Genomic DNA, 23164 nt, shown 5'->3' with positions numbered 1-23164 from the left:
AAAAGCCGTTCTTAATTGAATGGCTTTTTTTATTTTTGCATGCCGCTGAGAAGAAAATTATTTCTCATAAATTAATAGTGATTAAAAAAAAATAGAGATGACGACACAAGAATTAATCCAACAAATTAAAATTAAAAAATCATTTCTATGCGTAGGTTTAGATGTGGATTTAAATAAGATTCCAAAACATTTATTGGAGACTGAAGATCCTATTTTTGAATTTAACAAAGCCATTATTGATGCGACCCATGATTTGGCAGTGGCCTATAAACCGAATATTGCTTTCTTTGAAGCTTACGGAATAAAAGGATGGATGTCATTGCAAAAGACAATTAACTATATCAACGAAAAACATCCTGATATTTTTACAATCGCAGATGCCAAAAGAGGTGACATCGGTAATACTTCATCGATGTATGCCAAAGCTTTTTTTGAAGATTTAAATTTTGACAGTGTAACTGTTGCTCCTTATATGGGAAAAGATTCAGTTGAGCCTTTTCTTGCTTTTGAAAACAAACATGCCATTATGTTGGCATTGACATCTAATGAAGGTGCTTTTGATTTTCAGACATTGCAGGTTAATGGAAAAGAATTGTACAAACAGGTCTTGGAAACATCCAAAACATGGAAGAATTCTAAAAATCTGATGTATGTGGTTGGTGCTACCAAAGCTGAATATTTTACTGAAGTTCGTAAAATTGTGCCGGATAGCTTTTTGCTTGTTCCAGGTGTTGGTGCACAAGGAGGAAGTCTTTCTGAGGTGTGTAAATACGGAATGAATGACAATGTTGGATTGCTAATCAATTCTTCTCGAGCTATTATTTATGCTTCCAATGGAACCGATTTTGCTGATGTAGCCAGAGCGGAAGCTTTGAAAATGCAACAGGAGATGGAAGAAATATTAAGCACGAAATAATATAATTTTTTTAGAAACAGATTTTCACAAATCAATCTGTGAAAATCTATGGCTAAAAAAACTTTGCGAAGCTTTGTGTCTTCTTCGTGAATCTTTGCGAAATAAAACTATGAAAGTACTAATCGATCAACTTGGCACTTCTCACACTTTTGAGTTTTCTCCCAAGCGAATCGTTTCTCTTGTGCCTTCTCAAACCGAATTGTTATATGATTTGGGTTTGGAAGACAGCATAGTTGGAATCACCAAGTTTTGTGTGCATCCCTATCATTTTAAATCAACCAAAAAAATAGTGGGAGGTACCAAAAAAGTGAGTTATGATAAAATTCGTTTATTGGAACCGGATATTATCATTTGCAACAAAGAGGAAAATACCCAAGAAATGGTAGATGAGTTGCGCAAAACTTGTACAGTTTGGGTAACCAATATTGCTACATTGGAGGATAATTTTCAAATGATAACCGACTTTGGTCAGATATTTGATAAGAGAACAGAAGCCAGAAAATGGAATGAAAAATTGGCTTTTGCCTTGAGCGATTTTAAAAATTTTATCAATGATATTCCGGTTAGGAAAGTGGCTTATTTTATTTGGAAAAATCCTTATATGGTAGCTGGTTCGGGGACTTTTATAGATGAGTTATTAAAGCTGAATCATTTTCAAAATCACTTTTCCACGAAAGAGCGGTATCCTGAAATTGAACTTGAAAAAATGGAAGAGGAAGGTGATTTGGATTTGGTTTTACTCTCTTCAGAACCTTTTCCGTTTAAAGCGGAAGACGGTTATGAATTAACGAAATCGACCCATAATGCCCAAGCGATTTTGGTTGATGGAGAAATGTTTTCCTGGCATGGAAGCAGATTGCTTAAAGCTTTTGACTATTTTAAATATCTGCATAATAGTATTTAAAAGAATTCAAAAATTAACAAGTCGAATAATCCAACAATCCAAAAGGCCAAAAAAGAACTATATTTGCTAAACAAAAAAATAAGTAAGTGATTAATTATACAGTATATAAGAACGAGAACAGCGATCAGTGGGTTACATTTGTGCATGGTGCTGGAGGAAGTTCATCCATTTGGTTCAAACAAATCAGGGATTTCAAAAAAAGCTACAATATTTTGTTGTTAGACTTGAGAGGTCATGGAGAATCCAAAACGACTTTGAAAACGGCCTTCAAACAAAAATATACTTTTTCGGCTTTGGCCAATGATATTCTGGAGGTTTTGGATTATCTTAAAATCGAAAAATCACATTTTGTTGGAATTTCATTAGGAACAATCCTCATCAGACAATTGGCTGAAATGTATCCAGATAGAGTACAAAGTATGATTCTTGGTGGAGCCATCTTAAAAATGAATTTCCGTTCTCAGATATTAATGCGTTTGGGGAACACTTTTAAGTATGTATTGCCATATTTGGTTTTATATAAGTTTTTCGCTTTTGTGATAATGCCCAAAAAGAGTCACAAGCAATCTAGATCACTTTTCATAAATGAAGCCAAGAAATTATATCAAAAGGAATTTATCAAGTGGTTTAAATTAACAGCTGAGATAAATCCTGTGTTGAAGTGGTTCAGACAGGTAGAATTGAATATCCCTACGCTTTATGTTATGGGAGAAGAAGATTATATGTTTTTGCCGTCAGTTCGTAAAGTTGTCGAAAGCCATTATAAATCATCCAAGTTATTCGTAATTGAAAATTGTGGACATGTTGTCAATGTAGAACAGCCTAATGCTTTTAATTCAGCTGTTTTGTCTTTTATTCATACTGCTCAGTAAATCATATTGAGCTTTTTTCGAAAAAAGAACCAATAATATTTTTTTTATTTGTTTAAAAAAAATGTTATTTTTCTATGTAAAACGCAGTGTTAAAGGAAAACCTATAAAGAAAATCTAATAAAAAGTATAAATTTATTTTGTTGGTGCTTTTTTTTTTATACTTTTATCAAAAAATAAAAAGACCTTATTTTGATTTTAAGAAAAATAAATATAGTTATAAATACTAAATCTCTTTGTTTAAGAGGACTTCAGCCTGTATTTAATTGCTGATTTAAAATTGGTTCAAAAAACTCTATCCCTTGAGTTTTACTTCCTATTTAGTTATTGTTTTTTTTCTTCTTAACCAAGACACCATGAATTTTATTAAATTAATACTAGTATGTATTGATTGTAAATCTTTTTCTCTAAAAGGATTGCAACCAATATTTAATTGTTAAAAATTCTCTTCCAGATTTAACGATTGTAGTGCTTAAATGTCTTTCTATTGGGCAACTATGATTATTTATATTCCATTTTAAAAGATTAAAAAGTGCGATTCAATAGTAATTTAAAGCTATTTGTTGGAAATAATTATTGTTATTCCAAATTTAAATAAATAATATTTCTGATGAGTTGCATTGTTAATTTCCGATTATTAACATTTAGCAAATTTTAAATCATGAAAAACAATATTTTAAAAATAAATCAAATCATTATTTTCCTTTTTATTTCAGTAATAAGCCCTGCATATTCACAAACCTACACAAGCTGGATTACCGGAAGTACTGCAGATGTTACAACAACTGCTACAGGTGGTGCCTGCCTGATGGGTGGCGGAACAGATAACGATGACGCCATAAAATGGATGATACAAAAATCAGGAGGTGGTGATTTTGTAGTTATTCGCTCTGCTGGAACTCAGGGTTATAATGATTATATCTATGGTCTGGGAACAGTAAATTCTGTAGAAACAATTCTGATTGATACCAGAGCCAAAGCAAGTATTGCTGAGATTGCAACCAAAATTAGAAATGCTGAAGCTTTATTCATAGCAGGAGGAGACCAATCCACGTATGTTTCGTATTGGAAAGACACACCGGTAGAAGATGCCATAAATTATTTGATAAACACAAAAAAAGTTCCTGTTGGTGGTACTAGTGCTGGATGTGCCATACAGGGCAAATACTATTATAGTGCTGCAAATTCTAGTGTTACATCTGCTCAGGCATTAGCAAATCCGTATAACACAGATATGACTATTGGGGCTAATGATTTTATAAACAATCCAATTTTATCAAATGTCATTGCAGATACACATTACAATAACCCAGATCGTAGAGGAAGACAAACTGCTTTTATTGCCAGAATGTGGAAAGATTTAGGTGCTGGATTAAATGCAAAAGGTATTGGCGTTTATGAAAAAACAGCCGTTTGTATTGACCAAAATGGCATTGCTAAAGTTTTTGCACCAGCAACGGGTAATTACGCTTACTTTTATCAATTTGATACCTCTTCTACTCCTGAAACATTAGTTTCTGGTTCTCCATTAACATGGAACAATAGTGGGAAAGGGGTGAAAATTATTAAAATTGAAGGTGATACCTCGGGTTCTACGACAATAGATTTGAACAATTGGTCAATAGTAAATGGAAGTAAAGTAGTTTATGGTGTTATAAAAGTAATAAATGGGGCGTTAACAGAAACTTCGTCATCTGGAGGAGGAACAGTTTCTTATTGTACTTCACAAGGAGGTGATTCTAGTAGGGAATGGATAAAGAAAGTTGCAATTGGTACAATTAGCAATTTAAGCAATTCAAATGGAGGTTATGCTGACTTTTCTTCTCAGGTTAGTAATATAACTAAAGGAGTGGCAACTACTTTAACTTTAACTCCAGGTTTCAGTGCAACAAGAAATTTATATTGGAAAGTATTTATAGATTTAAATAATAATGGTCTTTTTACAGACTCAGGTGAGGAAGTATATTCTATTTTTAGTAATCAAACTTTAACGCCAAAAATTACCATTCCAACTTCTGCTTCTGTGGGAAATATTAGAATGCGAATTATAGTAAGTTATAATTCAATAAATTCTCCATGTGGTGCTTATAATTATGGTGAGACAGAAGATTATACATTAAATGTTATTAGTGGAACTGCAAAAATATCTAAAAATAAAGAAGCAGAATTTGATAATACTACGGTTGCTTTGTATCCAAATCCGGCTAAAGATTTAGTTAGAATTAACTTTCTATCAGAACAAAAACAAGAAGCACAAATTTTAATTTATAATCTTGGTGGTTCAATAGTAAAAAGTGTAATTACAAATGTTTCTGCCGGTATTAATAATATGGAGATTGATTTATCTGAATTGCAATCTGGTCAATATATTATAAGTATTAATAAAGGAGAAGATAAAGTGATCTCGAAACTAATAATTTCAAAATAAAGCCATTTGGGATTTAAAGCTTGAAAGTTAAAGTAATCCATTTTGATTTTAATAAACACAAATACCATGATAAAAACTAAATCTCTTACTTTAAGAGGCCTTCAACCTATCTTCAATTGTTGATTTATATGTCTTCAAAAAACTCTTCTTGAGTTTAGTGATATATAGTTATTGTTTTTTTATTTCCCTAACCAAAACCACATGAATCTTATCAATCTATTCCACGTATGTATTGATTGCAAATCTCTTTCTCTAAAAGGCTTGCAACCAATATTCAATTGTTAGAAAACTTGTTCTTCACAGTTTACAGATTTCAATACCCAAACTTTCCTTTTGATGAGTAGTTAGGGTATCTATTATCAATTTTATTAAATTTAAAATATTAAAAAAATGAAATTCAATAGTAATTTAATACTGTTTGTTGTGTTGTTGGCATGTATTTCAACCTACGCACAAAAAAGAATAACAGGAACTGTTATAGACAAACAAACAAATCAGCCAATGGCAGGAGTTAATATAGTTTCTTCCAATTCAAAAACAGGAGCTATATCAGGATTTGACGGGAAATTTCAATTAGAATTACCTGATAATGTTGCCTCAATAGAGTTTTCTTATATTGGTTACCAAAACAAAAAAGTAGCAATAGATGGAAGCACTAATTACAATGTTTACATGAGCTCGGGCCAAGACTTAAATGAAGTTGTAATTATTGGTTACGGGACAGTTTCCAAAAAAGACGTAAGCGCAAGTGTTTCTTCAATTAAAACTAAAGATTTACCTCCAGGTACTTCTTCTAGCTTCGAAAATTCTTTGCAAGGGCAAACTGCGGGTGTTAATATAAGTTCATCATCGGCAACCCCCGGTAGTGCTGTAAGTGTAAACATCCGTGGAGTATCTTCGATATCTGCAAGTAGTCAGCCCTTGTATATTATAGATGGGGTTCCTTTGGTATCAAGAAATAATTCTGCATTAAATGCTAATATTCAGCCAACAAACCCTTTGGCGGATTTAAATCCTAGTGATATCGAATCTTTCTCTATTCTAAAAGATGCTGCAGCAGCTGCTATTTATGGTTCTAGAGGAGCTAATGGAGTGATATTGATTACTACGAAAAGAGGTAAAACTGGTGCGAGTTCGGTTAATGTAAATTATTATACAGCTATTTCCGAAATCACAAAATATCCAAAATTAGTTGACAGTAATAAATTTAAAAGTTTCTTTAACACTGCTGCCGAATTTGATGGTTTAGGTACCGATTATTTTGATTGGATTGATACTTCCAAAGGTGTTAATACCAATATTTATGATGAAATTTTTAGAATTGGTATCGCTCAAAATTTAGATCTAAGTTTGAAAGGCGGTAATGAAAAAACTAGTTTCTATGTAAGTGGAAATTATTTTAATCAAGATGGTATTCAGATTGGGCAAGGTTTTAGAAGATTAAGTGGTCGTGTAAATTTAGACCACACTATTGATGATCAATTTAAAGTGGGTAGTACTTTTTTTATTACCCGAAGCAATCACCAAAGAACGATAGGTGAAAACGACGAATATGGTGTAGTTATTAATGCTCAAGGATGGGATCCTACAGAACCAATATATGATGAGAATGGTAAATACACAAATCCATTCAAATATAATACTTGGTGGCCACTAGAAAATCCTGTTCAGATTGCTAATGAATATAAAAACACTTCTCAATCTACACGTGTTCAAGGGTCTACTTATTTKGAATGGAAAATTATTCCAGATTTAAAATTTAAAACCGCTTTGTCTTTAGAATATTCAAATTTAGTTGAGACTTCTTATGTGCCTTCTGGAACTAATAAATCTAAAACAGGAGAGGGTATTTACGCCACTTATGAAGAAACAAACTGGCTTGTAGAAAACACTTTAAACTACACCAAAAAATTTCAAGAAAAACACGATTTTGGAGCTATTTTAGGTTGGACATTACAAGGGAATGAGTCTTTATTTTCCGATCAATCGGGTGTGGGTTACGCAACCAATTCTACAGCTAGTATTTCTGCGGCAAGTACTATTACTTCTAGTACTTCGGGTAAAAATCAATATGGATTACAATCTTTCTTTGGAAGAGCAAACTATGTTTATAATGATAAATACATTGCTTCATTTACAGTAAGAGCTGATGGTTCATCTCGTTTTGGAGAGAATAATCGTTATGGTTATTTTCCTTCTGGTTCCTTGGCATGGAGAGTAAATAAAGAAGAATTTTTTAATATAAAAACTATCTCTGATTTTAAAATCCGTGCTAGTTACGGACTTACAGGAAATCAGGAAATTAGCTCTAATTGGAGAGGAACTTATTCATTAAATGCTAATTATAATGGTGTTCCAGGTATTGCACCAAGTCGTTTGGGGAACCCGGATTTGGGTTGGGAAACAACGACCCAATTGGACCTTGGTTTGGACCTTGGGTTGTTTAAAAACAGAGTTAATTTAACATTTGATTATTTTGACAAACAAACAGACGACTTGTTGTTGCAATCTAAAGTTTCTGGTTTGACTGGTTTTAATTCCGTTTTTCAAAACGTTGGTGCGATTGAAAATAAAGGATTTGAATTTGCAATTAACGCAGCTGTTATTGATGGAGAACAATTCAAATGGAATACAGGAGTAAATCTTACTTTATTGGACAATAAGATTACAAAATTAAATAACAATGGAGAAGAAATTGGGAGAAATCATATCTTAAAAGAAGGTGAAGCTGTTAGTACGTTATACTTAATTAAGTTTTTAGGTGTCGATCCGCAAACAGGAGACGCGAAGTTTGATGATGTGAACAAAGACGGAATTATTGATTTTTCAGACAGGCAAATTGTTGGTGGAGCTATACCTACTTATTATGGAGGTTGGACAAATAATTTTAGTTACAAGCGTTTTACATTAACAGCTAACTTTTTATTCTCAGGAGGAAATAAAATATTCAATCAAAGTAGACATGTATATGAAAATTATGGTTTTACTAAAAGTGGTATTCCATACTCTAATATTAGCGAAAGAGTCTATGATAACTATTGGAGGACTCCAGGTCAAATTACCGACATACCAAGGCCGTCTACAGAAGGTGGACAAATGCAACGTTTTAGTACTCAGTATTTAGAAGATGGCGATTATATTCGATTAAAAACTTTAAATCTAGCGTACAAATTGCCAACAGATGTTATTAAGAAAATTGGTTTAAACAATCTTTCTTTATATGTACAGGCTCAGAACTTATTTACATTAACTGATTATTTAGGTTTTGATCCGGAAGTATCTACAAACACCTCTTCTCAAGAAGATCTGAATATTTTGCAAGGTGAAGATTTTGGAACTTTGGGTCAGGCAAGAACGATTACAATTGGATTAAGTACAACATTTTAAAAAAATAAAATCATGAAAAAAATAAATATATATGCATGTTTATGTATGTTACTTGCCTTTACTTTTTTAGGTTGTGAAGATGTATTAGATACTAAACTCGATGATGAAGTTCCAGTAGAAACAGCTATAACAGATGGTATTTCTTTAAAATCTGCAGCGGTTGGACTTTACGATATAATGCAAAGCGGAACGTATTACGGAGGTGAATTTGTATTGGCTCAGGATTTGTCGGGTGGTATTGCTGATGCTACTGGTTTTCAAGAGCGTTTTGCACAGTTAGATAAAGCCATAGTACCTCCATCTAACGCCTATATTCAAAGTAGTTGGGTTAATGTTTATAATTTGGTAAATGCCAGTAATTTAATTTTGTCTAAAATGGATGAATTGAAACTGGATGATGATACTTCAAAAGGAACGGCACTTTTTTGTCGGGCATTGGGACATTTTGATGCTTTGAGACAATTTGGACAATTTACAGATATGAACTCAAAATTTGGTATCCCAATTTCTACGGAATATTTAGATTCAAAATCGGCATTAACAATTTCGAGATCAACTGTTGCAGCCTCTTATCAACAAATTATTGCTGATTTGAATGGAGCAATTGGATTATTGAAATATGATAGCAACCGATTTTCTATTACTAAAGCAGCTGCAGAGGCATTACTTGCACGAGTGTATTTGTATCAAGGTGATAATGATAATGCTATTGTTTATGCTAGTAAAGTTATTGATAATACTACTTATAAATTGAATACCAAATACAATGATATTTATGATGTTGAAGGTTCTAATGAAGCCATATTTGAATTACAGTTTTTAGGTACAGATGGAAGTGGTTTTACTGGAATTTTATCGGTTTCACCTCCTGAGGTTTCAGCTAATTATGATAATTTTTTCGAACCGATGGATTCTGATAATGATCCAAGAAGTTACCGATATTATGATGATGGTAAAGTGGTTTATGTAGATAAGTACGGTACTAATAAAAACCAAATTGATGGTAATAGTATCATTATCAAGTTGTCTGAGATGTATCTAATTAGAGCAGAGGCGTTGGCAAAGAAAAATCCAAATGACTTAACATTAGCTTTGGCTGACTTGAATATAGTTAGGGAAAGAGCTTTGCCATCAAATCCTTATACGATGGCTGATGCACCCAATTTAAGTAGTTTTATTACTATTTTATTAGATGAAAGTGCTAGAGAATTAGGCTTTGAAGGGCATAGATGGTTTAGTGTTGTCCGTTTAGGACGTGCCACATCGTTATTGAATATTCCTGCGTTTAGAACGGTTTATCCAATACCTCAAAATGAAATTACTATCGCTAAAGGTGTTTTAGAACAAAACCCAGGCTATTAAAAAAACCAAAAGAAGTTACTAATTCGGAATTTATTTAATTAAATGGATTCCGATTAGTTCCTTCTTTCTTTCAAAAAAAAAAAATGACAAAACATACACCATTCGCATTATGTATTCATGGAGGTGCAGGCGTAATAACTCCCGAAAATCTTTCGGAAGCCGATAAAAAATTAATAAATGCTGATTTAATGCTTGCCTTGAATTCAGGTGAAGAAATTTTAGCAAAAGGGGGAAGCGCTATAGATGCAGTTGCAGCAGCCGTAGTAGCATTAGAAAATAGTATTCATTTTAATGCTGGAAAAGGAGCTGTTTATACTAGAACTGGAAAACATTTACTTGAAGCATCCATAATGGACGGTGCCACTTTTAAGGCAGGAGCAGTTGCTAATAGCAGGAGAATTAAAAATCCTGTTTTATTTGCAAAAAGTCTATTAGCAGACGAAAATATAGTATTACTTTCGGGTAAAGGTGCAGATAAATTAGCGGAAGAAACCAATCACGAAATGGTTGAAAATACTTATTTTGATACTGATTTTAGAAAAGAACAACTTATTGAAGCTCAAAAAATTTCAGAAACAGGGACTTATTTAGATCACACGAATCTAAAAATGGGAACTGTTGGAGCCGTTGCTATTGATAAGCAAGGTAACATTGCTGCAGCAACTTCTACAGGTGGAATGACAAATAAATTAGATGGACGTATTGGTGATACAGCTATTATTGGTGCGGGCACATATGCCAACAATAAAACATGTGGTGTATCCTGTACTGGTGTTGGTGAATATTTTATTAGGGCAACGGTTGCTTCGATGGTCTCTAACTTAATGGAATATGGAGACAAAACACTAGAGCAGGCAACAGAAATAACAATTAAGGAACATCTGACTCAATTGGGAGGCGAAGGCGGATTAATTGCAATTGATAACGAAGGAAATGTGAACTTTTCCTTTAATTCTCAAGGAATGTATCGTGGATATGTTAGTGAGAAAACGAATGAGAAGAAAATCTATATTTGGGATAACGAAGAAATATAACCTTTATCAATCTAAAATGAGCATGGCCGTGATTTGGTTGAAAACATCAATAGCGGCTATGTATTTCCATAGTCCAAAAAAAGTATAGATATGAAAATTATTCAAATTTTTATTTTAGCGTTTTCGCTTTTTCAAATTTCTTGCCAGTCTAAGAGCGAATCTGGTAAAAAACAACCGATTTCTGAATTAGAGAAGCAATCTAAAAATAAAGCTCTCGGGAAATTATTTATTATTGGAGGGGGAAAAAAGTCAGATGATTTGATTTCGAAATTGATCACTTTAAGCAAACTCGAACAAGAAAATTTCATGATAATCCTCCCAATGGCTAGTGAAGAACCTGATTCGGCGGTTTATTATACTGCAAAGCAGTTTATTTCCTTAGGTGTTCGTCCAGAGAAGATAAAATCTTTTAATCTTAATCCAAAGAATCAAACAAAGGGGCAAATCGATTCTCTTAAAACCGCAAGTTTAATTTATATTACGGGTGGTGATCAGAACTTGTTTATGAAATCTGTTTTGAATACTTCAGCTTATGATGCTATTTCTACTGCTTATCAAAATGGAACAACCATTGCAGGAACAAGTGCTGGCGCAGCTGTGATGAGCAAAAAAATGATATCGGGAAATGAACTGAAACATCCAAAATATACTGGAGATTTTCGTGCCATTGAAGCTCAAAACTTTGAGATAAAAACAGGATTGGGTTTACTCCCAAACGCTATTGTTGATCAGCATTTTATTCGTCGGATGAGGATGAATCGTTTATTAGCTGTAGCACTGGAAAATCCAGATCAAATAGCAATTGGAATTGATGAATCTACTGCTATTATAGTAGATGGCGACTCTGCAACGGTTTGTGGCGATTCGCAGGTAATTTTAATTCAGAACAATGAAAAGAAAAGTATTCACACAAAAAGCGGATTATTAGGAGGTAAAAATATCAAGTTAGAAATCCTTCTTCCAGGAGAAAAATTTAAAATATAAAAGATGAAAATATTAGAAAAATTCCCAGACACAATCACTATAATTTTAGCGATAACTGTTCTATTTATTGGCTTAACATGGATAATTCCAGCGGGAGAATTTGACAGGACTATTGTTAACAACACCGAAAAAATTATTGCAGGCTCTTATAAGCATGTAGGAGCGATTCCTCAGGGTATCGAAGCATTTTTACTTGCTCCCATCAAAGGATTTATTTCGGCAGCACAAATTATTGCTTTTGTTTTTTTGGTTGGAGGTGCTTTTGCCATTATAAACACTACCGGAGCTATAAATGCTGGTTTATTTAATGTAATTCAATACAGTCAAAAAAGGCCCAAATACAAAATTTTAGTTCTTCCTTTTTTAATAATATTATTTTCATTTGCAGGAGCTACTTTTGGGATGAGTGAAGAAATTTTAATTTTCATTTTGATTACTGTTCCTATGGCAAAAGCAATGGGATATGATGCAATAGTTGGAGCAGCCATACCAATAGTAGGAACTGGTGTTGGTTTTGGTGGTGCATTCAGTAACCCATTTACCATTGGTATAGCACAAGGTATAGCACAAATCCCAATTTTTAGCGGAATGGAATACCGAATTTTTGTATGGTTTGTTTTGACCAGTATTGCTTGTGCAGTAATAACTCAGTATGCATCGAAAATCGAAAAAAATCCCGAGAAAAGCTTATTGTTTGGTATTAACAGTGAGAATGAAAAAAGTAATATTGATACATCAGATTTTGATTTAAATAGTTCAAGAAAGGTCGTTTTGTTGGCTCTTTTGGCTTCTATTGTTATCCTTATTTATGGAGTAAGCAATTATGCTTGGTACATTAATGAAATTGCGGGTTTATTTTTAGCATTGGCTATTTTTGTTTCCATTATTTATAGAATGCCTATATCTAAGGCTGTAGATGCTTTTGTGGATGGAGCCAAGGATATGATGACAGCCGCTTTGGTAATTGGTTTGGCCAAGGGACTTTTAATTATTTCACAAGACGGGAAAATAATAGATACAATTCTAAATTCAATTGTAACCATTACCCAAAATACGGCGCCAGTAATTTCTGCTGTATGTATCTTCTTTTTTCAATCCTTTTTAAACTTTTTTATTCCGTCAGGTTCTGGACAAGCGTCATTAACTATGCCTATCATTATCCCAATTTGCGATGTATCAGGTATCAGCAGACAGATGGCAGTATTAACTTTTCAGCTAGGTGATGGTCTTACCAATCTCATAATTCCAACAAGTGGTGTTACGATGGGAGCTCTTACACTCGCCAAAATACCATATAGTAAATGGTTTAAATGGATGTTGCCAAGAATGCTAGTGTTTTTAATAGCGTCGATGTTGTTGTTACTTCCTCCATTATATTTATTTAAATGGTAAAAACAAAAAGGATGAAAACAATTGTATGTATTAGTTTACTGGCATTATGTTCATGCGCTTCAGACAACGATTCAAAAGTGCCTGAGTCAACGTTGCCTGAAGCAGTAGTGCCTACAGTTAAAAACTATACATCTTATTTTATTGGAAATAAAACCGACAGTAAAAATAAGGCACTTGGAGGAATTTGTCTGATGGGAGGTGCTACAGAGAATGATGAAGCGATGAAATGGTTCCTGAAAAGAGCAAATGGAGGTGATGTTTTAGTTCTAAGAACTTCGGGTACTGATGGCTATAATTCTTATTTGTACTCATCATTAGGAGTAAAAGTAAATTCTGTTGAAACTATTCTTTTTAAAAATAGTGCCGCCAGTTCAGATAGTGATATTCTTGTTAAAATAAAAAATGCTGAAGCTATTTGGTTTGCTGGTGGTGACCAATGGGACTATATTTCCTATTGGAGAAATAGTCCGATTTCAAAAGCTATAAACGATGCAATTGCACAAAATAACATTGTTATTGGAGGTACAAGTGCAGGAATGGCAATTCAAGGAGGTTTTTATTTTTCTGCTCAAAAGGGAACAATAACGTCTTCAGAAGCATTACAGAATCCTTTTGATTCAAAACTAACGGTTTCGAACGAACCTTTTCTTGATAATTCTATTTTAAAAAATGTGATAACAGATACTCATTATGATAATCCTAATAGAAAAGGCCGACATATAGCATTTATAGCGCGTATTATAACGGACTATGGTATCTCAGCCAAAGGGATTGCCTGTGATGAATATACATCTGTTTGTATTGATGAAAAAGGAATTGCAAGAATATTTGGAAGCTATCCCGCAAAAGAGGATGTAGCCTATTTTATAAAACCAAACACAGATATTCCAAATAATAAACCTGAATTGTGTAGTCCTAACAAAGCTTTAGAATGGAATCTCGATAAAAAAGCTATTACTGTGTATGAAGTTAAAGGAACTAATGACGGTAAAAACACTTTTAATCTAAACAATTGGACAGAAGGGAATGGAGGAATTTGGAAAAACTGGTATATAGAAAATGGCACATTAGCAGAGCTAATTGCTCTTTAATATGTATGATGAACTTCTCTATAAATTATCTGATTTGTGGATGCTAAAGGCATTTTTTTATTTTTTGAGTGTAAACCTTTAAGATATCTTAGCAACTCTAAAAGAAATATCAGTTTATTGTTGGAGATATTTTTTAATTGGTTTTTTCTCAGATTAGAAGGATAATTGATGAGAGGAAGTAGAATGGCATTTTTTTATGAATAATCAAATATTTAACAAATTTACAATGGAAATAATTTTAAATCAATGGGGTGTTCTTTGGCAGGATATTATTCTTCATCCAGGAGCCTCATTAGCAATAATTGGAAATTTAATTATTATTGAAAGCTTGCTTTCTGTAGATAATGCAGCAATATTAGCAACAATGGTCATGGATTTACCAAGTGAACAACGGGATAAAGCTTTAAAATACGGAATATTTGGAGCCTACTTATTTAGAGGCATAGCAATGCTTTTTGCAGCATTTTTAATTAAAATATGGTGGCTAAAACCTATCGGTGGAATTTATTTACTTTATCTGGCATATGATTATTGGAAAAGCAAACATGCTGAAGCTTTTGATAACGACACATTAGATAAAAACAGTAATTGGCTCTATAGAGTAACAGTTGGTTCTCTGGGAACATTTTGGGCCACTGTAGCTTTAATCGAATTAATGGACATGGCCTTTTCTATAGATAATGTATTTGCAGCAGTTGCATTTACCCCAAACATAATTTTAGTCTGCATAGGCGTATTTATCGGGATTTTAGCCATGCGATTCATTGCGCAATGGTTTGTTATACTTATGGGAAAATATAGCTTTCTTGAAACGGCAGCATTTGTTGTAATTGCACTATTAGGACTCAAATTAACTTTTTCCTTATGGGAACATTTTTATCCGGAAAGTGCAATAAGTGTATTTTTAGGAAGTCATACTGCTGATATTGGCATCTCTGTTTTAACAGTTGCTATTTTCTTTGTGCCGATTTTAACTTCACTGCTTTTTTGTTTTCCTCAAAAGAAATTAAATTCTTAGAAATTGTCTGAATATAAAGATGTATAGAGAAATCAGATTTTAAATTTTTTACTAAATGTAATATAGTATCGGTTTCCTGAAAGTTTAGACTAATTTGTTTTTAAGACATTTAATCGTTTAGATTTATCTTTTGAATTAGTGTTATTTATCTAAACAAAAAATGCCTGCACCATATAGATGCAGGCAATTTTATAACTAACCAAAACCAAAGTAATAAATAACCAGTTTATTACATTGCAAAGATCAGCATAATGTTTAAGTTTTGTTGTTAAGGAATTGTTATTACTTTTTCTTAAAAAGTTAAGTTTTTCAATTTAATTTTAACATATTAATATTCTGACTTTTTTAAAAATTAATTAATTGATTATCAGAGTTGTTTTGTTTTGTGTGAAATTGACATTTTTAAATTTTTGAAAGTCGTAAAATTACCATTGCTATTGCATAAAATTGTCATTGAATTTTACTTTTTGTCCTGCAAAGCAAAAACCTTTTTCAAAACATCTGAAGTTCTGGCATTCAAATCGGTTCTGATGTTTTTTTCTTCAACAGTGATCATTTTAAATACACCATCCAATGCTTTTTTGGTTATGTAATCTGTAAGATCTGGATTTACTTTGGTAACAAATGGTATGGTGTTGTATTGCTTAATTATATTCGCCCAAATCACATCTGCTCCAACCTTGCCAATCGATTGTTGAACTACTGGACTAAACTTTGAATAGAGCGGTGTTTCAGTTGTTGATTGTAAATAAACTGTTGCTGCGTTTTCTTTACCAAGTAAAATGCTTTTGGCATCGGTTATAGTGATGTTTTTGATAGCCGAAACAAATATAGGTGTTGCTTCTTTTACTGCATCTTCAGCAGCTCTATTCATGACTAATATTCCTTCATCAGCCAATTTTGACATCCCCATTTTTCGTAACGTTTTGTCTAGTTTAGCTAATTCTTCGGGCATTAGAATCTTAACAGCTTCATTTTTATAAAAACCATCGGTAGCAGTAAGTTTTGATACTTGTTCGGTAACGCCTTTGTTAAGGGCTTCTTTTAGACCGGCTGCGATATCTAGGGTATTATTTGATTTTGTTACTGCGTTAATTTTTTCGGCTGCTTTTGCAAATATGCCTTTGAATTGTGCATTACTGATTGCAGGTAAGAGAAGGAGTAGGAGTAGGGCTTTTTTCATTTTGTTTTAATTTTTTTCAAAAGTAGACAAACAATATTTACTAATGAAGAGCAATTTCCTAATGAAATGCTAAAAAAAATGATCTGCTTTGTTTGTAATAATTGCTTTATTTTATTTGTTATATTTGTAATGTATTGAAAAATAGATATTTGTGTGTTTTTAAGATTGAAATAATTGTAATTTTTAAAAATGAAAATACAGGAATTGGAATTACTCTCTGATGATATTCCAAAAACAGAAGCTTTTTATAACCAAGTTTTAGGTTTGGATACTTTATATAGGGATCATTCCAGTGTTTCATTCAATACAGGTGCTACGAAACTGACTTTTCATTCTTCCCAAAATGTAAAACCAGTCTATCATTTTGCTTTTGATGTACCCAATAATAAGTTGTTGGATGCTTTTTCTTGGATTGAAAGCAAAACCGAAATCATGTATGTAATTCCGCCCGATAAAATTGCCGATTTCTACAACTGGAATGCGAAGTCCTTTTATTTTTATGACAATAACGGAAATATTCTGGAGTTCATTGCGAGAAACGATTTGGATAACGCCTCACAAAATCCATTTGATGGCAATTCAATTCTGTCAGTAAGTGAGATTGGATTGGTTTCCAAAAATGTAGCTGTACTATGCGATGAGTTTTTTTATAAATATGGATTAACACCGTATTCAAAACAACCAAAATTGCCCAAATTTATTGTTTTGGGAACCGTAACGGGACTTTTTATTCTTGTGGAAGAAAATAGAGATTGGTATCCAACGGATAAGAAATCGAAATCATTTTGGACAAAAGTGGTTTTTAATCACGAAGGAGAAATTAAAATATTGGAAGTTTTAGAATAAATAAAATTAAATAACGAATGTAGAATTTAAACTGTTAGAAAAATGGAAAGTCAAGACAATCAGCCATCATCGGCTAGTATTATGCAAATTGGATCTGGGTTTTGGGCATCAAAATTATTGCTGGCCGCAGTAAAATTTCAATTATTTACGAAGCTTGCCGAAAAGCAATCAATGTCGGCACAGGAAATAAAGACGATGTTGAATCTGAAGTGTACTGATATTCATTTGTTTGATTTTTTAGATGCTTTGGCGGGATTTGGATTTCTCAACAGGAAAGGGATTTTGGAATCGGCCGTTTATTCCAATAGCGTAAATGCAGATGCTTTTTTGGTTGTTGATAAACCGGCTTATATAGGTGGAATGCTCGATATGCTGAATAATCGTTTGTACCAATTTTGGGGAAATTTAGAGGAAGGTTTGCTTACAGGTTTGCCGCAAAATGAAATTAAGGCAGGAGATGACAATTTGTTTGACGAACTCTATAAATCCCCCGAAAGATTATTGGAGTTTATCAATGCGATGGGAAGTATCCAAATTGGTAATTTTAATGCCTTTGCCCAGCAGTTTGATTTTTCAAAATACAAAACCTTGACAGACGTTGGGGGATGTGGCGCGGCATTGTCTACAACGGTGGCCAAGCACCAGCCCCATATGAAGTGCACCAGTTTTGACCTTCCGGTTGTGGAGCCCATTGCAAAAGAAAAAATAGCAAAAACCCCTTTTTCGGATAGGGTTGTAACAGCAAGCGGAGATTTTTTTGCAGATCCTTTTCCAAAAGCTGATGTTGTCGTAATGGGAAATATACTCCATGATTGGGATGAACCAAAGAAACTGGTTCTTCTCCAAAAAGCATACGATGCCCTTCCAGAAGGAGGTGCGTTCGTGGCCATAGAGAACGTTATTGATGATGAACGAACCAAAAATGTTTTCGGAATGATGATGAGCCTGAATATGCTAATTGAAACCGGAACCGGTTTTGACTATACTTTCTCGAGTTTCAATAAATGGACAAAAAGCGTGGGATTCAAATCAACTTCGATTGTTCCGCTGACAGGACCTGCAAGTGCGGCAATTGCTTATAAGTAGATTGTTGTGAAAAACCAAAACGGTTGTGCTTCCTAAGAAAACACAACCGTTTTGTTATTGTATACCATCGTTTTTCGCTCGGCATGCAGGGTGACAGCCCTGGCAAGTACCATACGCTCCAAATCGCGACCTTTCATAATAAAATCCTCGATTGAATGGCTGTGGGAAACTCTCGAAATATCTTGCTCAATAATTGGCCCTTCATCCAGTTCCTCGGTAACGTAATGACTCGTGGCCCCAATAATTTTTACTCCCCGTTTGAAAGCTGAATGATATGGCTTGGCTCCCGGAAATGCAGGTAAAAAAGAGTGGTGAATATTGATTATTTTGTTTTTGTAAAGCGCAATCAAATTTGGGGTTATAATTTGCATATAGCGTGCCAAAACTATGAAATCAATATCAAATTTTTTCAATAATTCGATTTGTGCTTTTTCGCCCTCTTCCTTATTTTCTTTGGTAAACGGAACATGAAAAAATGGAATATTAAAACGCTCGGCAACCGGTTTCAAATCTTCGTGATTACTAATAATTAAAGGAATTTCCAACGGTAATTCACCAGCGCAAAAACGCCCCAAAATATCGTATAAACAGTGGTCGTATTTGGAAATAAACAATGCCATTTTTGGTTTTTCATCCTGAGGATACATTGCCCAAGTCATATTGAAAGGCGTGGCAAGATTTGTTTGAAAATGGCTTTTGATAGTTTCAATATTCCAAGTGTCTCTGCTAAATTCACATTCCAATCGCATAAAAAACACATTTTCATCGGCATCAACATGCTGGTCCAGGTAAGTGATATTTCCATCAATCGAAGCGATATAATTTGTCACCGAGGCAATAATCGCCTTTTTGTCTTCGCAATGGATAAGTATGGTAATTTTTTGCATTTGTTTAAAATTTTCTAAAAATAATTAGGAGCTAATCCCGCTGTACACTGCAAGTCCTCATTGATAAAACTGTTTTTCTAAGCTCCAAAAGAGCTTCTTTCAGTCGCTTTTTTGGAGCAAGAAAAACTAGTTTCATCCATTCCGGGCTTTTCGTTTCCATCGGGGCTAGACCTCGAAAATACCAATTTTTTCCGAAAACTAAGCTCCGTTTTCTTAATAAAAAACAATGTTATCATATTTTGTGTTTTATGTTATTTTTAATGATTTTTATTTTAAAATTTATGTAAATTGCACCCTTAAATTATCATATTCACAAAATGGAATTACTTAAACCGTATGTACCCGTAAATAAAGTCCGAATTGTAACTGCCGCATCACTTTTTGATGGTCACGATGCTGCAATTAATATAATGAGAAGAATTATTCAGTCCACAGGAGTTGAGGTAATTCATTTGGGACATGATAGAAGTGTAGAGGAAGTGGTGAATACTGCGATTCAAGAAGATGCTAATGCTATTGCCATGACTTCCTATCAAGGTGGACACAACGAATACTTTAAATATATGTATGATTTGCTTCAGGAAAAAGGAGCAGGTCATATCAAAATCTTCGGTGGAGGTGGAGGTGTAATCTTGCCTTCGGAAATAGCCGAATTACAAGCCTACGGCATTACCCGAATTTATGCTCCAGATGATGGACGTGCGATGGGATTGCAAGGAATGATCAATGATCTAGTTCAACGTTCTGATTTTCCTATCGGAGATAAATTAACGAATGAACTCGATTTAATAGAAAATAAAACACCTACAGCTATTGCCCGTTTAATTTCGGCTGCCGAGAATTTTCCAGAAATAGCCAAACCATTTTTTGATAAAATTCATACTAAGAATGAATCTTCAAAGATTCCTGTTCTTGGAATCACAGGAACAGGTGGAGCAGGAAAATCATCATTGGTAGACGAATTAGTGCGCCGATTCTTAATTGATTTTCCAGAAAAAACCATCGGATTGATTTCTGTGGATCCATCAAAAAGAAAAACAGGTGGAGCGTTATTGGGAGACAGAATTCGTATGAATGCCATTAACAACTCTAGAGTTTATATGCGTTCGTTGGCTACTCGTCAATCGAATTTGGCATTATCAAAATACGTAGCTGAAGCCATTGAGGTTTTAAAAGCTGCAAAATACGATATCATAATCCTTGAAACTTCAGGTATTGGTCAATCCGATACGGAGATTATGGATCATTCGGATGTTTCATTATATGTAATGACACCAGAATTTGGTGCAGCAACTCAATTGGAAAAAATCGATATGCTTGATTTTGCTGATTTAGTGGCTTTAAATAAATTCGACAAACGCGGTGCTTTGGATGCCATTCGCGATGTGAAAAAGCAATACCAACGCAATCATAATCTGTGGGATGTAAATCCAGATGAAATGCCAGTTTATGGAACTATTGCTTCCCAGTTCAATGACCCGGGGATGAATACATTGTACAAATCCATTATGGATAAAATCGTTGAGAAAACGGATTCCGATTTGAAATCGACTTTCCAAATCACCCGCGAAATGAGCGAAAAGATTTTTGTAATTCCGCCACATAGAACTCGTTACTTATCTGAAATTGCCGAAAACAACAGAAAGTATGATGTAACAGCTTTGAGTCAAGAACAAGTGGCTCAAAAACTATATGGAGTTTTCAAAACTATAGAAAGTGTTTCTGGGAAAATTCCAGTGATCAATAAAGCAGGAATTGATGAAGATTCGGTATTGCCAAGTGCTTTAGAATCTGAAAAACCAGGTGTTGCAGAGAATAAAATCTTTTTAAATCTTTTACTGAATCAATTTGATAAGGTAAAAATGGATTTAGATCCACACAATTGGAAATTGATTTTGCATTGGGATGAAAAAGTAAATAAATATAAAGACCCAGTTTACACGTTTAAAGTACGTCACAAAGAGATAAAAATGGCTACGCATACGGAGTCACTTTCGCATACACAAATCCCAAAAGTAGCGATGCCAAAGTATCAAGCTTGGGGAGATATTTTGCGTTGGTGCTTGCAGGAGAATGTTCCTGGAGAATTTCCTTTTACCTCTGGATTGTATCCGTTTAAACGTGAAGGAGAAGATCCTTCAAGAATGTTTGCTGGTGAAGGTGGGCCGGAAAGAACCAATAAACGTTTCCATTATGTGAGTGCGGGATTGCCAGCAAAAAGGCTTTCTACAGCTTTTGACAGTGTGACTTTATACGGAAACGATCCTCACATTCGTCCTGATATTTACGGAAAAATTGGAAATGCAGGAGTTTCTATTTGTTGTTTGGATGATGCTAAAAAACTATACTCTGGTTTTGATTTGGTGCACGCCATGACTTCGGTAAGTATGACGATCAATGGTCCAGCTCCTATGTTGCTTGGATTCTTTATGAATGCTGCTATCGATCAGCAATGTGAGTATTATATAAAAGAAAATAATCTTGAAGATGAGGTTGCTGATAAAATCAACGAAATCTACAAACAAAAGGGAGTTGAGCGTCCACATTATCAAGGTGATTTACCTGAAGGAAATAATGGTTTGGGATTATTCCTTTTGGGAGTAACCGGTGATCAGGTGTTGCCACTGGAAGTATATAATGAAATTAAAGAAAAAACACTTTCGCAAGTTCGTGGGACAGTCCAAGCTGATATTCTAAAAGAAGATCAAGCCCAAAACACTTGTATTTTCTCGACTGAATTCGCTTTGCGATTGATGGGGGATGTTCAGGAATATTTTATAGCCAAAAACGTTAGAAACTTTTATTCGGTTTCTATTTCGGGATATCATATTGCAGAGGCAGGGGCCAATCCAATCACGCAATTAGCATTCACACTTTCAAACGGTTTTACTTACGTGGAATATTATTTAAGCCGCGGAATGGACATCAATGATTTTGGACCAAATTTATCGTTCTTTTTCTCGAATGGCGTCGATCCAGAATATGCAGTAATTGGTCGTGTGGCGCGTAAAATTTGGGCGAAAGCCATGAAAAATAAATACGGTGCCAATGAAAGAGCTCAAATGTTGAAATACCATATTCAAACTTCGGGACGTTCATTACACGCACAGGAAATTGATTTCAACGATATTCGTACAACTTTGCAAGCCTTGTATGCTATTTATGATAATTGTAATTCATTGCATACCAATGCTTATGATGAGGCAATTACAACTCCAACCGAAGAATCAGTTCGTAGAGCAATGGCAATTCAGTTGATTATCAATAAAGAATTAGGTCTTGCTAAAAACGAGAATCCAATTCAAGGTTCATTCATTATTGAAGAATTAACGGATTTAGTGGAAGCTGCCGTTTTACAGGAATTTGACAGAATTACAGAACGTGGCGGTGTGCTAGGCGCTATGGAAACAATGTACCAACGTTCTAAAATTCAAGAGGAAAGTTTGTATTATGAAACTTTGAAACACACAGGTGAATTCCCAATTGTGGGAGTAAACACTTTCTTGAGTTCCAAAGGTTCTCCAACTGTAATTCCGGCTGAAGTAATTCGTGCAACTGAAGAAGAAAAACAATATCAAATTACCATGCTAGATAATTTGCATCAGTGTCATGCAGTTTTGGTAAAAGAGCATTTGAATACGCTTCAAGAAGCTGCGATCAAAGGCGAAAATTTATTCGGACATTTGATGGAAGCGACAAAAGTTTGTTCTTTGGGACAAATCACTGAAGCTTTGTTTGAAGTGGGAGGACAATATAGAAGAAATATGTAAAAAAAGC

The 23164-nt window shown here is 34.0% G+C and carries 16 protein-coding genes; 14 read left to right on the top strand and 2 right to left on the bottom strand.

What is annotated here, in order from left to right; all coding sequences use genetic code 11:
• Positions 1–97: 97 nt before the first annotated feature.
• The 11 genes from pyrF to AC1DY0_RS01280 all read left to right on the top strand — a co-directional run bounded on the left by pyrF (position 98) and on the right by AC1DY0_RS01280 (position 15385).
• Entirely contained in the window at positions 98–916 is an 819-nt protein-coding gene (pyrF, locus tag AC1DY0_RS01330) for an orotidine-5'-phosphate decarboxylase (protein ID WP_477186887.1), read from the top strand.
• 109 nt (positions 917–1025) lie between these two features.
• Entirely contained in the window at positions 1026–1820 is a 795-nt protein-coding gene (locus AC1DY0_RS01325; protein ID WP_477186886.1) for an ABC transporter substrate-binding protein, read from the top strand.
• An 86-nt stretch (positions 1821–1906) separates the two neighbouring features.
• Positions 1907–2692: an alpha/beta fold hydrolase gene (locus tag AC1DY0_RS01320; protein ID WP_477186885.1), complete on the top strand. Its 786-nt coding sequence runs from the start codon at positions 1907–1909 to the stop codon at positions 2690–2692.
• Between the two features lie 658 nt (positions 2693–3350).
• Positions 3351–5117 carry a GEVED domain-containing protein gene (locus AC1DY0_RS01315; RefSeq protein WP_477186884.1) on the top strand — a complete coding sequence of 589 codons (1767 nt, stop codon included), beginning with the start codon at positions 3351–3353 and terminating at the stop codon, positions 5115–5117.
• Positions 5118–5507: 390 nt separating this feature from the next.
• Positions 5508–8504: a SusC/RagA family TonB-linked outer membrane protein gene (locus AC1DY0_RS01310; RefSeq protein WP_477186883.1), complete on the top strand. Its 2997-nt coding sequence runs from the start codon at positions 5508–5510 to the stop codon at positions 8502–8504.
• A 12-nt stretch (positions 8505–8516) separates the two neighbouring features.
• A complete protein-coding gene (locus AC1DY0_RS01305) occupies positions 8517–9866 on the top strand; it encodes a RagB/SusD family nutrient uptake outer membrane protein (protein WP_477186882.1) in 1350 nt (449 codons plus the stop codon).
• Between the two features lie 83 nt (positions 9867–9949).
• Positions 9950–10900 carry an isoaspartyl peptidase/L-asparaginase family protein gene (locus AC1DY0_RS01300; RefSeq protein ID WP_477186881.1) on the top strand — a complete coding sequence of 317 codons (951 nt, stop codon included), beginning with the start codon at positions 9950–9952 and terminating at the stop codon, positions 10898–10900.
• 90 nt (positions 10901–10990) lie between these two features.
• Positions 10991–11884, top strand: coding sequence for a cyanophycinase (locus AC1DY0_RS01295; protein ID WP_477186880.1), 894 nt, complete (start codon positions 10991–10993; stop codon positions 11882–11884).
• 3 nt (positions 11885–11887) lie between these two features.
• A complete protein-coding gene (locus AC1DY0_RS01290) occupies positions 11888–13276 on the top strand; it encodes a YfcC family protein (RefSeq protein ID WP_477186879.1) in 1389 nt (462 codons plus the stop codon).
• A gap of 11 nt (positions 13277–13287) precedes the next feature.
• Positions 13288–14367 carry a cyanophycinase gene (locus AC1DY0_RS01285; RefSeq protein ID WP_477186878.1) on the top strand — a complete coding sequence of 360 codons (1080 nt, stop codon included), beginning with the start codon at positions 13288–13290 and terminating at the stop codon, positions 14365–14367.
• Between the two features lie 226 nt (positions 14368–14593).
• Positions 14594–15385 (top strand): TerC family protein, encoded by a 792-nt coding sequence (locus tag AC1DY0_RS01280; RefSeq protein WP_477186877.1) that lies wholly within the window; start codon positions 14594–14596, stop codon positions 15383–15385.
• A 460-nt stretch (positions 15386–15845) separates the two neighbouring features.
• Here AC1DY0_RS01280 and AC1DY0_RS01275 read toward each other — a convergent pair whose 3' ends face one another.
• The gene (locus AC1DY0_RS01275) at positions 15846–16568 is read right to left on the bottom strand and encodes a DUF4197 domain-containing protein (RefSeq protein ID WP_477186876.1); all 723 of its coding nucleotides are present in this window, start codon (positions 16566–16568) and stop codon (positions 15846–15848) included.
• Between the two features lie 189 nt (positions 16569–16757).
• On the opposite strand from AC1DY0_RS01275, the gene AC1DY0_RS01270 reads away from it, so the two are divergent.
• Together AC1DY0_RS01270 and AC1DY0_RS01265 are read left to right on the top strand one after the other, a co-directional pair.
• Positions 16758–17414 (top strand): VOC family protein, encoded by a 657-nt coding sequence (locus AC1DY0_RS01270; RefSeq protein WP_477186875.1) that lies wholly within the window; start codon positions 16758–16760, stop codon positions 17412–17414.
• Positions 17415–17456: 42 nt separating this feature from the next.
• Positions 17457–18500: a methyltransferase gene (locus tag AC1DY0_RS01265; protein WP_477186874.1), complete on the top strand. Its 1044-nt coding sequence runs from the start codon at positions 17457–17459 to the stop codon at positions 18498–18500.
• Between the two features lie 32 nt (positions 18501–18532).
• On the opposite strand, the gene purU is transcribed toward AC1DY0_RS01265, so the two are convergent.
• Positions 18533–19387: a formyltetrahydrofolate deformylase gene (gene purU, locus AC1DY0_RS01260; RefSeq protein ID WP_477186873.1), complete on the bottom strand. Its 855-nt coding sequence runs from the start codon at positions 19385–19387 to the stop codon at positions 18533–18535.
• A gap of 317 nt (positions 19388–19704) precedes the next feature.
• Between purU and AC1DY0_RS01255 the strand changes: the two genes are divergently transcribed.
• Positions 19705–23157, top strand: a complete 3453-nt coding sequence (locus AC1DY0_RS01255) for a methylmalonyl-CoA mutase family protein (RefSeq protein WP_477186872.1) — start codon at positions 19705–19707, stop codon at positions 23155–23157.
• Positions 23158–23164 lie beyond the last annotated feature (7 nt).

It is taken from the genome of Flavobacterium sp. P1_E4, from assembly GCF_056405915.1.
Note: the sequence above shows the minus strand (reverse complement) of the source record. Positions and strands in the feature narration are given on the sequence as shown.